Here is a 14,877-nt window from a genome sequence, read left to right on the forward strand (position 1 = left end):
CTCTTGCCCGAGGGTCAACCCTTACGGCTCAGCCAAAGCGCCCTTCGGTCCATCGTGCGACGAAATAGCCGCCCACGGACGCCACCGCAGTCAGGGTCGTCCCCCAGCACAGGTCAATGATCGTCAACCGCGTGGACCAGACGCTCAGCGTCGCCTGATTGGTCAGGTCGTAGGTGGCGTAGGCGACGAAGCCGAGCACGGCCCCGTTCAGCAAGGCCCGCGTCCAGGCCGCCTCCTTCAACGCCGGCGTGATGGCGAAAAATACGATGCCGCCGATGGAGATCAGATAGAAGATCACCGCCGCCGTCATGTTCGGCTTGTCGGCCATCAGAGGGCCGATCACGGGACGATAGAGCCGATCCGCCATGGTGGTCAGCCAAACCGCGTCGATGGCGGCGAAGGTCAGGCCCGCGCCCAGATAGGCCGCGACATATTTCAACATCAGGACAGGCCCTCTCCGGCCGGCTTCAACAGATAGTGGCTGACCGCCCAGGTGCGGCCCTCGTCGTTTCCGAACAGACCCGCCGTCGCCAGGTAGAAGCGACGCCAGCGTCGGGTCCACAGCGCCGCGTCCCGGCCATAGGTTTCGCGCATCAGCACGGCCACCCGCTCGGCGTTGCGATCCATGTTGGCCAGCCAGTCATTCGCCGTCCGCGCATAATGCCTCCCGTTCCAGGTCCATTCCTGCGCCACCTCGAACAGGTCGGGGAACTGTCGGATCAGGCCGCGGCTGGGCATGATCCCGCCGGTGAAGAAATGCTGGGCGATGAAGTCGCCGCTGTCGGTGTGGTCGAATCGATAGGGCGCGTCGCGGTGGGTGAAGACGTGGATGAACATCCGCCCGTCGGGCTTCAGCCAGCCTTTCGCCCGCGTCAGCAGCGCCCGCCAGTTGGCCATGTGCTCGAACATCTCGACCGAGACGATGCGGTCAAAGCCGCCGCTCTCGGCCTGAAAATCATTCATGTCGCAGGTCACGACCGTCAGATTGGTCAGACCCCGCGCCCGCGCCTGGGCCTCGATATGGCCGCGCTGGCCGTGACTGTTTGAAACGGCGGTGATCCGGGCGGCCGGATAGCGCTCCGCCATCCACAGGCTCAGCGAGCCCCAGCCGCAGCCCAGTTCCAGAATGGTCTGCCCGTCGGCCAGTTCGGCGTGGGCGCAGGTTTCGGCCAGCGCCTTCTCCTCGGCCTGATCCAGGGTCTCGGCCCCGTCGCCATACAGGCAGCAGGAGTATTTCAGCCGCGCGCCCAGGCAGATCTGAAAGAACTCGGGCGGCAATTCGTAGTGTTGGTCGTTGGCCGCATCCGTGTGCTCGGCCACCGCCCGGCGCGCCATTTCCCGCGCAAAGGCGGCCTGATCGTGCGGCCCGTCGCGATCCAGCCGCCGCCGCGCCTCGCTCACCAGGCTGTCGATCGCCGGACGGGCGATGAAGTCGGGAAAGGGCGCATCCTGCAACTGACGGATGGCGACGTTGACCAGGCTCATGCGGATTCCATTGTCGATAGGGACGGCTCCTTGCATACGCAGCAGCCGCGCCTTTGGATGCGCACGCTTGCTCCGTCCCCTCGCCCGCTTTAAGGACGGAGAAGACCGCAATATTCATCAGACGGTGAAAAAGGGAGAGCGATGCGCAAGATCTACGCTGACGTCACGTCCGCGCTGGAGGGCCTGACCTTTGACGGGATGACCGTCATGTCCGGCGGCTTCGGCCTGTGCGGCATTCCCGAGAACCTGATCGCGGGCTTGAAGGCCTCGGGCGTCAAGGGACTGACCGTCATCTCCAACAACGCAGGCGTGGACGGCTTCGGCCTGGGCCAGCTGCTGGAGACCAGGCAGATCGCCAAGATGATCTCGTCCTACGTCGGCGAGAACAAGGAGTTCGAGCGGCAATACCTCGCTGGCGAGTTGCAGCTGGAGTTCAACCCGCAAGGAACACTCGCCGAGCGCATCCGCGCGGGCGGCGCGGGCATCCCGGCCTTCTTCACCGCCACCGGCGTCGGCACCCTGGTCGCCGAGGGGAAGGAAGTGCGCAATTTCGACGGGAGGGACTACGTTATGGAAACCGGCCTGATCGCTGACCTCGCCATCATCAAGGCCTGGAAAGCCGACGAGCGCGGCAACCTCGTCTTCCGCAAGACGGCCCGCAACTTCAACCCGATGATGGCCACCGCCGGCAAGGTCACGGTCGTCGAGGTCGAAGAGATCGTGCCCACCGGCTCGCTGGACCCCGACCACATCCATACGCCGGGCGTCTATGTCGACCGCCTGATCCAGACCGTGTCCGAGAAGCGCATCGAACAGCGCACCGTCCGCCAGAAGGAGGCCTGATCCATGGCTCGTACTCGCGAACAACTGGCCGAACGCGCCGCCAAGGAGCTGCAGGACGGCTTCTACGTCAACCTCGGCATCGGCATCCCGACCCTGGTGGCCAACTATATCCCGGAGGGCATGGAGGTCACTCTCCAGTCGGAAAACGGCATGCTGGGCATGGGCCCCTTCCCCTATGAGGGCGAGGAAGACCCCGACCTGATCAACGCCGGCAAGCAGACGATCACCGAAATCCCCGAGAGCAGCTACTTCTCCTCGGCCGACAGCTTCGCCATGATCCGCGGCGGCCACATCAACCTGTCGATCCTCGGCGCCATGGAAGTGGCCCAGAACGGCGACATCGCCAACTGGATGATCCCGGGCAAGCTGGTGAAGGGCATGGGCGGCGCCATGGATCTGGTCGCGGGCGTCAAGCGCGTGGTCGTGGTCATGGATCACGCCAACAAGCACGGCCAGTCCAAGGTCCTGAAATCCTGCACCCTGCCGCTGACCGGCACGGGCGTGGTCAGCCGCATCATCACCGACCTCGCCGTCTTTGACGTCAAGCCGGACGGTTCGGGTCTGGAGCTGATCGAACTGGCCGAGGGCGTGACCCTGGACGAGGTCGCGACCAAGACCGAGGCGACCTATACGGTGGCGGCGGGTCTGGGCTGAACCGCGCCCTCCCCGCCTGAAGACAGAAACCCCGGCGACCGCGAGGCCGCCGGGGTTTACTTTTATTCCCTTCTCCCAGTGGGAGAAGGTGGCCCGCAGGGCCGGATGAGGGTTCCCGATATCTGTCGGCGCAAGTCGTAGAACCGCAGCGGCTTACGCCGATTGAACCCTCAGCCCCTCACCCTTTCGCCTTGCGGATCGCTTCGCTCTCCGAGGCTCAAGCCCTCTCCCGCCGGGAGAGGGTTACTTCGTCGTCGCCTGGAAGCCCTGCTGGTCCGTCCAGAGAACGATCTGGCGGCTGGCCTCGGCGGTGGCGCGGTCGAAGGCGGCGACGATGCCCGACTGGCGGTTCTCACCCGCGCTTTCGCTGACGGTGATGCGGTCCTCGGCCACGATCGAGCGGTCGCCAGGGCGCACCAGACGCAGCAGGACCACGATACTGGCGTTCGGCACGGCGCCGGGCGCGGCGTAATCCGCCTCGAAGCGGCGCACGTCCACGCTCAGCAGCAGCCCGTCGCGCGTCAGGGGACCGTTGCTCAACACCGTGCAGGTTCCACCGTCGAGGAAGGCGTTGCGCAGAGCTTCCTCGAACAGGGTCTCGGCGGGCGACACCCAGCGCGCGCCCTTGATGTAGGCCGCCTCGGCCCCGGTGACGGCCAGGATGCGATCGCCGCGCGCAGCCTCGGGGAAGTCGATCCGGCGCATCGACACATGGACGTCCGGGCAAGCCGAGGTCGCCCCCGTCCCTGCAAAGGCCGAAGCCCCCCCGAACCGATAGAGCTGAACCGGATCGGGCGACGACAACAGGGCGCAACCGGACAGGGCGACCGACGCAGCCGCGATCACAAGAGCGGAACGGATCATGGCTGCACCTCGATTTCCTTGGACGGCGCCTTCGAGATGAAGTCGCGTGGGCTCTCACGGACATTGTCGATCAGCGACTGCAGCGAGCGCGTCGCCTGATCCAGTTGGCGGATAGTGTCGTTCAACTGCGGCACGGTCTGCGTGCCGAAGTCGCCCAGCGGCCCCTCCAGCCCCGTCGCCGTTCGGTTGATCGAGGCGATGGTCTGCTGGGCTTCGCGCGTGGCGGCGTTGATGTTGGCGATGGCCTGCTTGCCGTCCGTGTCGATCATCTGACGCGCGCTGGCGCCCAGGGCCTGGTATTCGCCGACGGCGGCGTTGGCCTTGGTGATCGTCTCTTCAAGCTGCTGGAACATGCCCTTGCGGGCTTCCAGTTCGGCGGTCAGGGCCTCGACGTTCTTCACACTGGACGAGAAGCTGCGGATGTTGTCGTCCGACATGACGCGGTTGATGCGGTTCAGCGCGTCCACCGTCTGGGCCAGAACCGTGCCGGACCCGCTCAGCAGTTCCGCAATGGGGCTGGGCTGACTCTGGATCACCGGCACGACGTTCGGCGGATACTGGTCCTTCAGCAGGGCGCTGCTGGCTTCGCCCGCCGTGATCTGAATGTAATTCAGGCCGGTGATGCCTTGCGGCTCCAACTGGGCGCGCGAGGTGACGCGCACGGGGGTCGTGCCGTTCAGGCGCACCCGGGCGATGACCTGATCTCCCTTCTGGGGGTCCAGGTTCAGGGCCGTGACCTCGCCGACGCGGATGCCGTTGAAATGCACCTCCCCGCCTTCGGACAGACCGCGCACGGGACCATAGAAGACGATGTCATAGACGTCGTAGTCGTTGTTGAACTGCAGGCGGGCCAGCCAGATCGTGAACACGGCCAGCGCCAGCAACAGGGCGACAGTGGCGATGCCGACAGCGGCGTAGTGGGCGTCTCTTTCCATCTTTCGTCCCGCTCTCCTCAAGCGGCCTTATGGGCGGCGCGACCGCGCGGCCCCAGGAAGTATTCCTTGATCCAAGGGTGGTCGGAACGTTCCAGTTCCTGAACCGTGGCCTTGGCTACAACGTGCTTGTCAGCCAGCACCGCCACCTTGTCGCAGATGGCGTAGAGGCTATCGAGGTCGTGGGTGATCATGAAAACCGTCAGGTCCAGGTCGTCGGACAGGTCGCGGATCAGCTGATCGAAGGCGGCGGCGCCGATGGGGTCCAGCCCCGCGGTCGGTTCATCCAGAAAGATCAGTTCGGGGTCCAGGGCCAGGGCGCGGGCCAGGCCGACGCGCTTGCGCATCCCGCCCGACAGCTCGGCCGGTTTGAGATAGTGGGACTCCGGCTTCAACCCGACCATGGCGATCTTCATCTCGGCCAGTTCGCGGATGGTGTTGGCTGGCAGGGTGGTGTGCTCAACCAGGGGCGAGGCGACATTGTCGAGAACCGTCAAGGCAGAGAACAGCGCGCCCTGCTGGAAGAGGACGCCCGTGCGGCGCTCGACCTCGGCGGCCTCGTCCTTGGTCATGGTTTCGCGATCGACCCCAAACAGCTTGACCGAGCCGCCCTCGGGCTGTTTCAGGCCAATGATGGAGTTCAGCAGCACCGTTTTGCCGGTGCCCGAGCCGCCGACCACGCCCAGAACCTCGCCGCGTTGCACGTCCAGATCGAGGTCGTGATGGATCACCCGGTCGCCAAACTGACTCAGCAGGCCGCGCACCTCGATGACGTTCTCACGTATCGGTTTTTCTTTTGGAGCCGTCACAGGTTCAGCTCCAGGAAAATCATGGCGAAGACCGCGTCGAGGAAGATGATGGCGAAGATGGCCTGAACCACCGCCGCCGTCACGCGGCGCCCCAGGCTCTCGACGTCGCCGGCCACAGACATGCCCTGACGGCAGCCGATGGCGGCCACCACCACGGCGAAGACCGGCGCCTTGATCAGACCGACCATCAGGTGCTGGTCCATCATCGGATCTTCGGTGATGCGCTGGATGAAGAAGGACGGACCATAGGCCAGCTCGCTCCAGGTCACCAACATGCCGCCGAACAGGCCCGACACCATGCCGACGAAGGTCAGCAGCGGCAGCATCAGCAGCATGGCCGCCAGCCGCGGGATCACCAGGGCCTGGAACGGATTGACGCCCATGACCTGCATGGCGTCGACTTCCTGGTTCATCCGCATCGACCCGATCTCCGCGGCGAAGGACGAGGCCGACCGGCCCGCCAGCAGCACCGAGGTGATGACCACAGCGAACTCGCGCAGCACCGAGACAGCGACCAGTTGCACAGTGAATACGCCCGCGCCGAACTGGGTCAGCAGATTGGCCCCCAGGAAGGCGATGACGGCGCCGATGAAGAAGTTGGTCACGGCGATGATCGGGATGGCGTCCAGCCCAGACCGCTCCGCCTGACTGAACCAGGCGGGCCAGCGGATGGCGCCGGGATGCTTCAATGCCGAACCCACGGCGACGATCAGCCGCCCCAGGAAGGCCAGCGACAGCACAGCCTCGGCGGCGAAGTCGTAAACGCCCAGGCCGATCTTGGCGAAGGTCCGGGTGAAGGCGCCGGCGCGTTTCGGCGGCGCGCTGGACTCGCGGTCCAGCTTCTCGACCATGGCGTAGATGCGTCCTGCCTCGGGGCGTTCACGCCATACGGTCTTGGGCAAGGGCTGCGACAGGTTCTGCACGATCGCCAGGGCGCCGGCGGTGTCGAACCGCCCCAACTGGTCCAGCGCCAGCTCTGCGACTGGCCGGTCGCCCAGGTCGTCAGACAGGCGACGCGCCGTGCGGGCCAGACCCATGGTGGTCCAGTCGCCCGTCAGCCGCAGTCGCGCACCGCCGTCCGGCCCGTCCTCGATCTGAAAATCAGCTACGTCCATGCCCACCCTTTACCCGAGCTTGGCCTGATCGCCCATGGCGAAGCTCGTGGAAGAGGCAAACGCGCTGAAACCCGGATCGTTCAATGCACTGCGAACAGAGTTCCCGCTTCGCCCGACGATCAGCGCAGATAGTTGAGCAGCGACACATCCCGCAGTTGGCTGATCACCTGAGCCGAGGCCTGAATGGCGATCTGGGCCATCTCCAGCTCCGTCACGGCCTGCGCCATGTTGGCGTCGGTCTTGCCCGACAGGATGGTGTCGACTGAAATCTTGCGGGCTTCCTGCGACTCCAGCAGCGTATCGACCCGGGCCTGCATCGAACCGTTCTTGGCCTGGATGTTGACCACGTCCTTGGCCGCAGTTTCGAAACGCCCCATCAGCGCGGTCAGCGCGGTCTTCTGGGCGTCGTCCATTTGACCGTTCAGCGGCGTGCCCTGATGCAGGATCTGCAGGTCGCGGAAGACGTCGAAGAGAGCCTGACCGATATCGCTGGCCAGGAAGCCCGTGTCCATGGTGACGGTCTCGTCCAGCCGGGACGTCTGTTTCAGCTGGTCGTTCTTGAAGACCCCCGCCACGCCGGGCATGGCCGCCAGCTTCTCAAGGTCAGTCCCAGCGGGTGCGGTCGGCAGCACCACAGCCTGCTGATCCACTGCCCCGCCCGAGAACAGGGACTTGCCCTGGTGCTTCATGTTCAGCCCGTCCTGGGCCATCTTGAAGATGGTCTCCATCTCGGACATCAGCCCCTCCATCCGCCCGGCGGCGATGGCGTTGGCGATGGCCTGGCGACCGGCTGTGGCGGCGTCGGCGACCCGATCCAGCCCCATGTCCTGCATCGTCAGGCGGTCGGCCACGGTCTTGTTGGTGTCGATGAAGCCCTGGATTCGCGTCTGGCTGGACTTCAGAGCGATGACGGTCTCGGACTGTCGGCCGAAACCGACCAGATCGGTGGCGTTCTTCTTGGTGTTGACCTTGTTCTGCGCTTCCTCGCCGCGCGCTTGCGCGTTCATCAGGTGCAGCAGGGCCGACTGATAGTTTCCAAACGTCGCAACGCGGGTCATCGCATCATTCCGATCAGGGTGTCGTACATTTCCGACGCAGCCTGGATAAGGCGCGCCGAAGCGTTAAAGGCTTGCTGATAGGTGGTCATCAGCACCAGTTCTTCGTCCATGTTGACGCCCTCTGCCGAGCTGCGTCGCGCCGACGCCTCTTGATAGAGCGCCCCAGCATTCGTCGCCCGGGTCTTGGCGATCGTCGCCTTGCCGCCAAGATCGCCCGAGAATTCCGCGGCATAGCGCGCCAGGGACATGCTGACCGCGCCCGCGCCGCCCGCCGCCGAAAACGAGGCCGCGTTCTGGTCGGCCTTGGCCAGTAGACGCCCGCCGCTGCCGTCGTTCTTGCTGAGCGCCGGCGTGCCCGCCGCCACGCCCAGGTTCAGTTGGGCCAGGGCCAGCTTGGACGGGTCCTTGACGATATCGCTGCGCACCGAGAAGCCCCCGCTGCGCGAAGCCCGTGCGCCGCTCAGGCCGAACAGCTCGCTCATCGACACGCCGGACGGAACCTGGCGGGTGCCGTCCTCGATCACCGACATGGTCGACGGCGGCGCGCCGTGGCCGGTGAAGATCAGTTCGCCGGCGCTGTTCATGCTGAAACTGCCGTGGACGCCGACGCCCGTCGTGGGGTCGTTCAGCGCCGTCAGCATCTCGGTCATCGTCCCCGCGCCAGCAGGGACCGCGACCGCCAGATCGCGGATGCGCGAACCCGAAGCGTCGGTGAAGCGGAACTTGATCGTCTCGCCCGGCGTGAAACCGTGCTGCGAGGTGGGCGTCAGGCCGGTGTCATAAAGCGCCGGACGCTCGGTCGAGACCAGGTCGTTCAAGCCGAAATAGTGCGAGAAACCGCGTCCGGCCTTGTTGCTGGGCGTGGCGGCGTCGTCGGCGATGGCGATGCCGCTGCCGACCGGCGCCTCAATGCTCAAACGTCCGTTGACGAAGCTGGCGGTCGCTCCGCCCAGTTGTCCGTTCAGGGTGGTCAGGAAGGTGGCGGGCGTGGCCGCCACGCCGTTGATCGTCATTGTCCCGCCCGAGAAGACAATCTCGGCCGAGTTCTGGATCACGCCCTGGGCGTCGACCGTAGTGATGGTGGTCTTGCCGGTGAAGCCCGCCAGGGCCGTCTCCAGCGACTGTCCGACGTTGCGGCCGTTCAGCACCGACGGCGCGGGGACCGAAGACGAGGCGTTGTGCGCCCGGTTCAGCTCGTCAGCCAGCCGCGTCATCAGCTCGCCCAGACGCTCAGCCGCCTCGGGAGCGTCCACGTCGCGAAGCTCCAGCAGGCCCTTGATCTCGCCGGAGGCCAGACCCTCGGTCAGCGGTCGCCGCTGGCCGTTCGGCTCGGTGACCATGATCTGGTTGAAGACGGTCTCGGACGACACCGCGCCCGCCCGTTGATACTCCAGCTTGGCCGCGCCCTGCCCGGCCAGCAGAATCCCGGCGCCGGTCCGCACCTCGACCCCGCCGATGGAACGGGTGGTGATCCGTACGTCCATCAACTCGGACAGTTCGTTGATCAGGCTGGCCTGAATGGTCTGTGCGCCAGTGGAGTCCGTGCCGACGACATTGGCCTTGGCGATGTCGACGTTCAGCTTCTCGATCTGATCGACCAGGCCGTTCACCTTGTCCACGGCGCTGCGCAGACGCCCGTCGGCCTCCTCGCGCGTGGCCTGGATCTCCTTGGCGACGCGCGCGGCCTCATCGAACATGGCCTGGGTCTTCCAGATCGCGTCCTGACGCAGCGGCCCCGAGGTGGCGTTCTCCGCCGAGGTCGAGAAGGCCGAAAAGATCTTGTCGATCTGGGCGAAGAAGCCGCTGTCCGCGCCCGGGTCGCCGAACTGCGACTGGATGCTGTTGAACAACTCATAGCGCACGGACTGACGCCCGGCGTCAGCCCCGGCCGACAGGCTGGCGGCCTGAAGGAAGCGATCGGTGGCCAGGCGGATGCGCACGACCTCGACACCCGCGCCCGCGCCCTGGCTGGCCCAGGACTGCTGGTCGGCGACCTTGCGGATATAGCCGGGCGTGTTGACGTTCGAGACGTTGTCGGAAACCACCCGCAGCTGCGTCTGAGCCGTGTTCATGCCCGAGGTGGCGATGTTCATGATCGAGTTCAGGGACATCAGGCACGACCTCCATGCAGGGCCGCGCCCGGCAAGCCTTGCTGGCCTGCGCGCAAATCTTGCCCGGCTTTATGGTTAGCCATTCTAGCCAACTCCTTGAATTTGTTAGACATCGGCTTTTCAGCACCTGTGCGTTCACACAACGAGGCGCAAATCGCGGGCCAAGCCGCCTCAAGGCCGGGATCGTCCGTTCCCGCCCGGCAAAAAGCGTCAGGAGCGGCAAGAACCGCCGGGCGTCAGGCCTCCCCGGGTGCCGGGTAATTCCGAAAATTATGTTCATATTCAACTCACTAATAAGATACTCAGGCTTGGCCCGGCGCTTGCGACAGCGCCTCCCGAACACTTGGGTGCAGTAGGCGCCGATACCCCAACGAAAGCCTATCGCCCTTCATGTCCGCGCTGAGCGTCATGTCCATGATCGTCCCGACCGCCACCGGCGCGACGGCTGCCGCCTCGATCGAGACGGCGGCGGACGACGGCCTGTTCGCGGGCCTGATCGCCGCTGTGACGCCGTCATTGAAGACCCAGGGCGAAGAGGGTGATGCCGAGGCGATCTCTGTGGACCCCGCCGCCGAGGCCCTGGCGCTGGAGACTTCCGCACCGGCTTGGGCCCCCATTCCTCTGATCGCCCCCGCCGCTTTGCCGGTCACGCCGCCGAACGCGCCTGCCGCGCCCTCCGAAAACGCCGAAGCCCCCATGGCCGCGGCGCCGGCGCCGACCGCGCCCGTCTCGCCGCCTTTGTCGCTGGATGGTGAAGCCGCGCCGTCGGTCGACCCGATACCCGCTGATAACGTCTCGACCTCCGCCAACCCCTCTGCGCCCGTCTCGGCGCAACCGCCTGTCGCACCCGCCGCGCCGTCACTCCCCGGCGCAGCGCCGGTGGAACCTCGCCCCGCTCAGGCTCAGGCTCAGGCCCAGGCTCAGGCTCAGACGCAAGTGCAGGCTCAGACCCTTGCCGCTGAAGCCCCCGAACAGCCAGCCCGCGTCGCCGCTGAGATCACGCCGCCCGCAGAAGCGGCTCAGACACCAACCGCGTCCATTCCATCAGACACGCGCCAGGTCGCCGCGCCTACTCCAGTCGCCCCTGTCACCACGCCAATCGCGACCGCCGCACCGGCCTCGGTTGAAACGCGCGCAGAGCCTGTCGTCGCCACCGCGCCCGCTATCCCGCAAAGCGCGGCCTCGGCCACAGCGGCTGCTCCCGCCCCTGCTGCGCCCATAGCCGTAGCCGTAGCCGTAGCCGCCTCATCCCAGCCCGTGCCCGAAGCCGCGCCGGCCCGAGCCGCCGCACCGACCGCCGAGCCGATCGCCCCGACTCCCGTAGCGATTGCGGCTGCCGTCGCCACGCCCGCGCCGCGCGTCACCTTGACGCCGCAGCAACCCGCCTCGCCCGTGGCGGCGCCCGCGCCTGCCGCTGACGCCTCAGAACCCGTCGTCGCCGCTCCGGTCGTCATCGCCGCGTCGGACGCGGATGCTGACGCGCCGCCTGCCCAACCCGCACAGACCGCTCAGGCCGCACAGGCCCCAAGCCCGGCCCCGCCGACCGCCGCACCGGCTCCCACGCCGGTCCGCAACGGTTCAGCCCGTCTGGACGAGCGTCAGTCCAACGCCGCAACCTCGAACGCTTCTGAGGCCAAGGCCGACGCCCCCGCCAGCGCCCAGGCCCGCGCAAACCTGACCACAGCCACGCCCGCCGCAACCACACCGGCGACGACGGCTGCGCTGAACGACAAGGCCGCGCCCGCGCCGATCCTGCCCGCCGACGTCGCGCCGCTCGACGCCCAGGCCGACCTGGCGCCGTCGCAACAGATCCTGGACGCCCAGGCCGCCGCCTCGACCGCCCAGCGCGATCTGGGCCAGTCGCAGCTGTCGCGCGCCACGGTCGAGACCACGGCCCAACTGGCCGCCCAGATCCTCAAGAAGCTGGAAGGCCGCTCGACCCGCTTCGACATGGCTCTGACGCCCGAGGGCCTTGGCCGCGTCGATGTCAGCCTGGAAATCGATTCCGACGGTCGCCTGGCCGCCCGCCTGGCCTTCGACAACCCTGCGGCGGCGACCGACATGCGCGCCCGCGCCGACGAACTGCGTCGTCAGCTTCAAGACGCCGGCTTCCAGCTGACCCAGGACTCGCTCGAGTTCTCGGAGCGCAACCCCTCCTCGGGCTTTGGCGGCGGCGGCGCCTTTGACCGCGCCCCTGACCGCCGCGCCTTCGCCGGCGCCGCCCGCCTGGCCGCCCAGGCCGACGCCGTCCTGCCGCCTCCCGGCGCCTGGACATCCCTCTCGATGACGCCCGACCGCGTCGATATGAAGGTCTGATCGATGGTCACCGCCGTCAATGGAAACACTGCCCAGGGCAAGATCAACACCGGCTCGAGCATGCTGGCGTCGAACTTCGAGACCTTCCTCTCGTTGCTGACGGCCCAGCTGAAGAATCAGGACCCGCTGTCGCCGATGGACTCCAATGAGTTCACCGGCCAGCTGACCCAGATGGCCGGCGTCGAACAACAGCTGCTGTCCAACCAGTTGCTGACCGCCCTGTTGAACGGCCAGAAGGGCGACGGCCTGGCCAACGCCTCGAACTACATCGGCAAGGACGCCACCGCCGTCTGGGATGCGACCAAGGCCGCCGACGGCAAGGCGACGTGGAGCTATGAGCTGGGCAAGAACGCCACCGAGGTCGAGCTTCAGGTCCTCAACTCGACCGGTCAGGTCGTCTGGAAGGGCCCGCCGCCAGAAGGCGGCACGACGTCCGGGGTGCACGACTTCAACTGGACCGAGGGTCAGGACGGCAGCGTCTATACGCTGAAGGTCGTGGCCAAGGACGGCACCGGCAAGGTCGACGCCCAGGTCCTGATGCGTGGTCGGATCACCGGCGTCGAGATGTACGCCGACGAGCCCTACGTCACCATCGGCAACTCGGTCATGCCGCTGTCCAGCATCATCGCGCTCGACGAGAAGAACGCCAGCGTGACACCGCCGAAGCCGGATCCGACGCCGGAGCAGCTTCCCGTCATTCCCGAGACCGACGCCTGAACGGCGGCCCTCTCGATCCCCAGATTTCCGCTTAAGGAGCCGACACAATGAGCATCAACAGCGCCATGCAGGCCGGGGTTTCCGGTCTTTCCGCCAACTCCGCCGCCCTGGCCGCGATCTCGCAGAACATCGCGAACGTGAACACCATCGGCTACAAGCGCACCCAGGGCGAGTTCCAGACCATCGTGAACAGCCAGAGCAAGGGCGCGGGCGGCTATGCGGCCGGCGGCGTCATGACCACGGCCCGGCACTTCATCAGCCAGGAAGGCCAGTTGCAGCGCACGACCGAAAGCACCGACCTGGCCGTCGACGGTCAGGGCTTCTTCGTCACGACCGAGAAGGCCGAGGGCGTCGGCGCCACCGACAGCCGCCTGTTCACCCGCGCGGGCGCCTTCCGCATCGACAACCTGGGCTATCTGAAGAACAGCTCGGGCCTGTATCTGCAGGGCTGGCCCGTCGATTCCAACGGCGACATCGCCACGGACCCGTCGGACCTGACCCGTCTGCGCTCGATCAACATCGGCACGGTCGGCGGCACCGCCGAGCCCACCACCCGCGCCCAGATCAACGCCAACCTCTATTCCGGCCAGGCCATCTCGAGCGCCTCCGCCCCGCAGAAATATACGGGCGTCGCCATGGTCCCCGCCGCGTCGGGTCCCAAGGACTTCACCGTCCGCTACTCGCCGACCGGCGTCGCCAACCAATACAACGTCACGGTCAAGACCGGGATCGAGACCATCAACGCCGTCGCCACCTATGACGCCGCCGGCAACCTGGCCACCCTGACCGGCCTGACCCCCGCCGGCGCGTCCGTCGACGGCACCCTGGACAACCTGACCCTGCCTTCGGGCGGTGCGGTCTCGCTGAGCAGCCCCGGTCTGGGCATCAAGACCAACAACATCGCCAAGACCAAGTACGACCCGTCGATCAACTCGATGGCCATGTACAATGGCGAGGACGACAACCCGCTGGGCGTGAAGCCGGACTTCAAGATCAACATCCCGGTCTCGGACTCCAAGGGCGGCCAGCGCAACATCGAGATCCGTCTGCTGAAGAGCGACGTGGCCAACGAATGGTACGCCGAAATCGTCGCCGTCCCGGCTGAGGACGTGGTCACCGGCGGGGCCTATTCGAACGGTCAGATCAAGAAGGGCGTCATCGCCTTCACCCCGGCGGGCCGCCTCGACATCTCGACCATGCAGGGCTGGCCCGCGGGCAAGGGCCTGTTCGACGACCCGGCCAACGCCGTCCTGGACTTCGGCAAGTCCGACCCCAACATGGTCATCGACCCCGCCGACCCGAACGACGACCTGAAGGTGAAGTGGGCCGACGGCCTGGGCATCTCGTCCCAGACCCTGACCCTGGATCTCGCCACCTCGGCCGGCGGCCTCAGCCAGCTGAACACGGCCTCCATCGTCCAGTCCACGGTCACCAACGGCACCGCCTTCGGCAACCTGTCGGACATCAAGATCGACGAGAACGGCTTCGTCACCGCCATCTTCGACAACGGCGTCATGCGCCGGATCGCCCAGGTCGCCATCGCCACCTTCCCCAGCCCCGACAGCCTGCGTCAGGTCACCGGCAACGCCTTCCGCGTCAGCCTGGACAGCGGCACCTTCAACCTGAAGGCGGCCGGCACGGGCGGCGCGGGCATGATCGCGGCCCAGCAACTGGAATCCTCGACCGTCGACCTCTCGGCCGAGTTCACCAGCCTGATCACCACCCAACGCGCCTACTCGGCCTCGTCCAAGATCATCACGACGGCGGACGAGATGCTGGCCGAACTGCTCAGCATCAAGCGCTGATCGCTTAACCGGACTCCGTGAGTAAGCCTTTGTTAGACTCGATGAATCCTTCGTTTCCGGCGCCTCGCATGCGCCGGGGACGGAGGATGCGTCTTAGCCATTCCTTCACCACGACGCTTAAACGCCCCTTAGCGGGGGGGCTCCTAGGGTACGCGTCGATGGTGGTGG

At 66.5% G+C, this 14,877-nt stretch carries 13 protein-coding genes; 5 read left to right on the forward strand and 8 right to left on the reverse strand.

The genetic code is table 11. From position 1 onward, the window contains the following. Positions 1 to 28: 28 nt before the first annotated feature. Together HNP51_RS12675 and HNP51_RS12680 are read right to left on the reverse strand one after the other, a co-directional pair. Positions 29 to 442, reverse strand: a complete 414-nt coding sequence (locus HNP51_RS12675; protein WP_184270994.1) for a DUF2177 family protein — start codon at positions 440 to 442, stop codon at positions 29 to 31. Then, positions 442 to 1,485 (reverse strand): cyclopropane-fatty-acyl-phospholipid synthase family protein, encoded by a 1,044-nt coding sequence (locus HNP51_RS12680; protein WP_184270997.1) that lies wholly within the window; start codon positions 1,483 to 1,485, stop codon positions 442 to 444. Before HNP51_RS12680 ends, HNP51_RS12675 begins: the two co-directional genes overlap by 1 nt. A gap of 141 nt (positions 1,486 to 1,626) precedes the next feature. On the opposite strand from HNP51_RS12680, the gene HNP51_RS12685 reads away from it, so the two are divergent. Both HNP51_RS12685 and HNP51_RS12690 read left to right on the forward strand, forming a co-directional pair. Continuing rightward, positions 1,627 to 2,328 carry a CoA transferase subunit A gene (locus tag HNP51_RS12685; protein WP_184270999.1) on the forward strand — a complete coding sequence of 234 codons (702 nt, stop codon included), beginning with the start codon at positions 1,627 to 1,629 and terminating at the stop codon, positions 2,326 to 2,328. 3 nt (positions 2,329 to 2,331) lie between these two features. Then, a complete protein-coding gene (locus HNP51_RS12690) occupies positions 2,332 to 2,982 on the forward strand; it encodes a 3-oxoacid CoA-transferase subunit B (RefSeq protein WP_184271002.1) in 651 nt (216 codons plus the stop codon). Between the two features lie 243 nt (positions 2,983 to 3,225). Here the strand turns inward: HNP51_RS12690 and HNP51_RS12695 are convergent, their stop codons facing one another. From HNP51_RS12695 to flgK, 6 genes are all read right to left on the reverse strand, one after another. After that, positions 3,226 to 3,846: an ABC-type transport auxiliary lipoprotein family protein gene (locus HNP51_RS12695; protein ID WP_184271005.1), complete on the reverse strand. Its 621-nt coding sequence runs from the start codon at positions 3,844 to 3,846 to the stop codon at positions 3,226 to 3,228. Beyond that, entirely contained in the window at positions 3,843 to 4,781 is a 939-nt protein-coding gene (locus HNP51_RS12700) for an MlaD family protein (protein ID WP_184271008.1), read from the reverse strand. Before HNP51_RS12700 ends, HNP51_RS12695 begins: the two co-directional genes overlap by 4 nt. Positions 4,782 to 4,798: 17 nt before the next feature. Continuing rightward, entirely contained in the window at positions 4,799 to 5,587 is a 789-nt protein-coding gene (locus HNP51_RS12705) for an ABC transporter ATP-binding protein (RefSeq protein WP_184271011.1), read from the reverse strand. After that, a complete protein-coding gene (locus tag HNP51_RS12710) occupies positions 5,584 to 6,702 on the reverse strand; it encodes an ABC transporter permease (protein ID WP_184271014.1) in 1,119 nt (372 codons plus the stop codon). The genes HNP51_RS12705 and HNP51_RS12710 overlap by 4 nt, the downstream gene beginning before the upstream one ends. Positions 6,703 to 6,821: 119 nt before the next feature. Further along, positions 6,822 to 7,760: a flagellin gene (locus HNP51_RS12715; RefSeq protein WP_184271016.1), complete on the reverse strand. Its 939-nt coding sequence runs from the start codon at positions 7,758 to 7,760 to the stop codon at positions 6,822 to 6,824. Next, the gene (gene flgK, locus HNP51_RS12720; RefSeq protein ID WP_184271019.1) at positions 7,757 to 9,871 is read right to left on the reverse strand and encodes a flagellar hook-associated protein FlgK; all 2,115 of its coding nucleotides are present in this window, start codon (positions 9,869 to 9,871) and stop codon (positions 7,757 to 7,759) included. Before flgK ends, HNP51_RS12715 begins: the two co-directional genes overlap by 4 nt. Positions 9,872 to 10,261: 390 nt before the next feature. Between flgK and HNP51_RS18640 the strand changes: the two genes are divergently transcribed. Genes HNP51_RS18640 through flgE form a run of 3 tightly spaced genes read left to right on the forward strand, consistent with a single transcriptional unit; the run spans position 10,262 to position 14,709 of the window. Beyond that, entirely contained in the window at positions 10,262 to 12,187 is a 1,926-nt protein-coding gene (locus HNP51_RS18640; protein ID WP_260398486.1) for a flagellar hook-length control protein FliK, read from the forward strand. 3 nt (positions 12,188 to 12,190) lie between these two features. Continuing rightward, positions 12,191 to 12,904, forward strand: a complete 714-nt coding sequence (locus HNP51_RS12730) for a flagellar hook assembly protein FlgD (protein ID WP_184271022.1) — start codon at positions 12,191 to 12,193, stop codon at positions 12,902 to 12,904. 47 nt (positions 12,905 to 12,951) lie between these two features. Then, complete coding sequence (flgE, locus tag HNP51_RS12735; RefSeq protein WP_184271025.1) at positions 12,952 to 14,709, forward strand: flagellar hook protein FlgE; 1,758 nt, start codon at positions 12,952 to 12,954, stop codon at positions 14,707 to 14,709. The last annotated feature ends 168 nt before the right edge of the window (positions 14,710 to 14,877 follow it).

The organism is Brevundimonas bullata, from assembly GCF_014207965.1.
GTDB classification, from domain to species: domain Bacteria; phylum Pseudomonadota; class Alphaproteobacteria; order Caulobacterales; family Caulobacteraceae; genus Brevundimonas; species Brevundimonas bullata_A.

Excerpts from the sequence above, each read along its gene's own strand:
- HNP51_RS12675 (WP_184270994.1), bottom strand. The coding sequence starts at position 442 with ATGTTGAAATATGTCGCGGCCTATCTGGGCGCGGGCCTGACCTTCGCC.
- HNP51_RS12680 (WP_184270997.1), bottom strand. The coding sequence starts at position 1,485 with ATGAGCCTGGTCAACGTCGCCATCCGTCAGTTGCAGGATGCGCCCTTT.
- HNP51_RS12685 (WP_184270999.1), top strand. The coding sequence starts at position 1,627 with ATGCGCAAGATCTACGCTGACGTCACGTCCGCGCTGGAGGGCCTGACC.
- HNP51_RS12690 (WP_184271002.1), top strand. The coding sequence starts at position 2,332 with ATGGCTCGTACTCGCGAACAACTGGCCGAACGCGCCGCCAAGGAGCTG.
- HNP51_RS12695 (WP_184271005.1), bottom strand. The coding sequence starts at position 3,846 with ATGATCCGTTCCGCTCTTGTGATCGCGGCTGCGTCGGTCGCCCTGTCC.
- HNP51_RS12700 (WP_184271008.1), bottom strand. The coding sequence starts at position 4,781 with ATGGAAAGAGACGCCCACTACGCCGCTGTCGGCATCGCCACTGTCGCC.
- HNP51_RS12710 (WP_184271014.1), bottom strand. The coding sequence starts at position 6,702 with ATGGACGTAGCTGATTTTCAGATCGAGGACGGGCCGGACGGCGGTGCG.
- HNP51_RS12715 (WP_184271016.1), bottom strand. The coding sequence starts at position 7,760 with ATGACCCGCGTTGCGACGTTTGGAAACTATCAGTCGGCCCTGCTGCAC.
- flgK (WP_184271019.1), bottom strand. The coding sequence starts at position 9,871 with ATGTCCCTGAACTCGATCATGAACATCGCCACCTCGGGCATGAACACG.
- HNP51_RS18640 (WP_260398486.1), top strand. The coding sequence starts at position 10,262 with ATGTCCGCGCTGAGCGTCATGTCCATGATCGTCCCGACCGCCACCGGC.
- HNP51_RS12730 (WP_184271022.1), top strand. The coding sequence starts at position 12,191 with ATGGTCACCGCCGTCAATGGAAACACTGCCCAGGGCAAGATCAACACC.
- flgE (WP_184271025.1), top strand. The coding sequence starts at position 12,952 with ATGAGCATCAACAGCGCCATGCAGGCCGGGGTTTCCGGTCTTTCCGCC.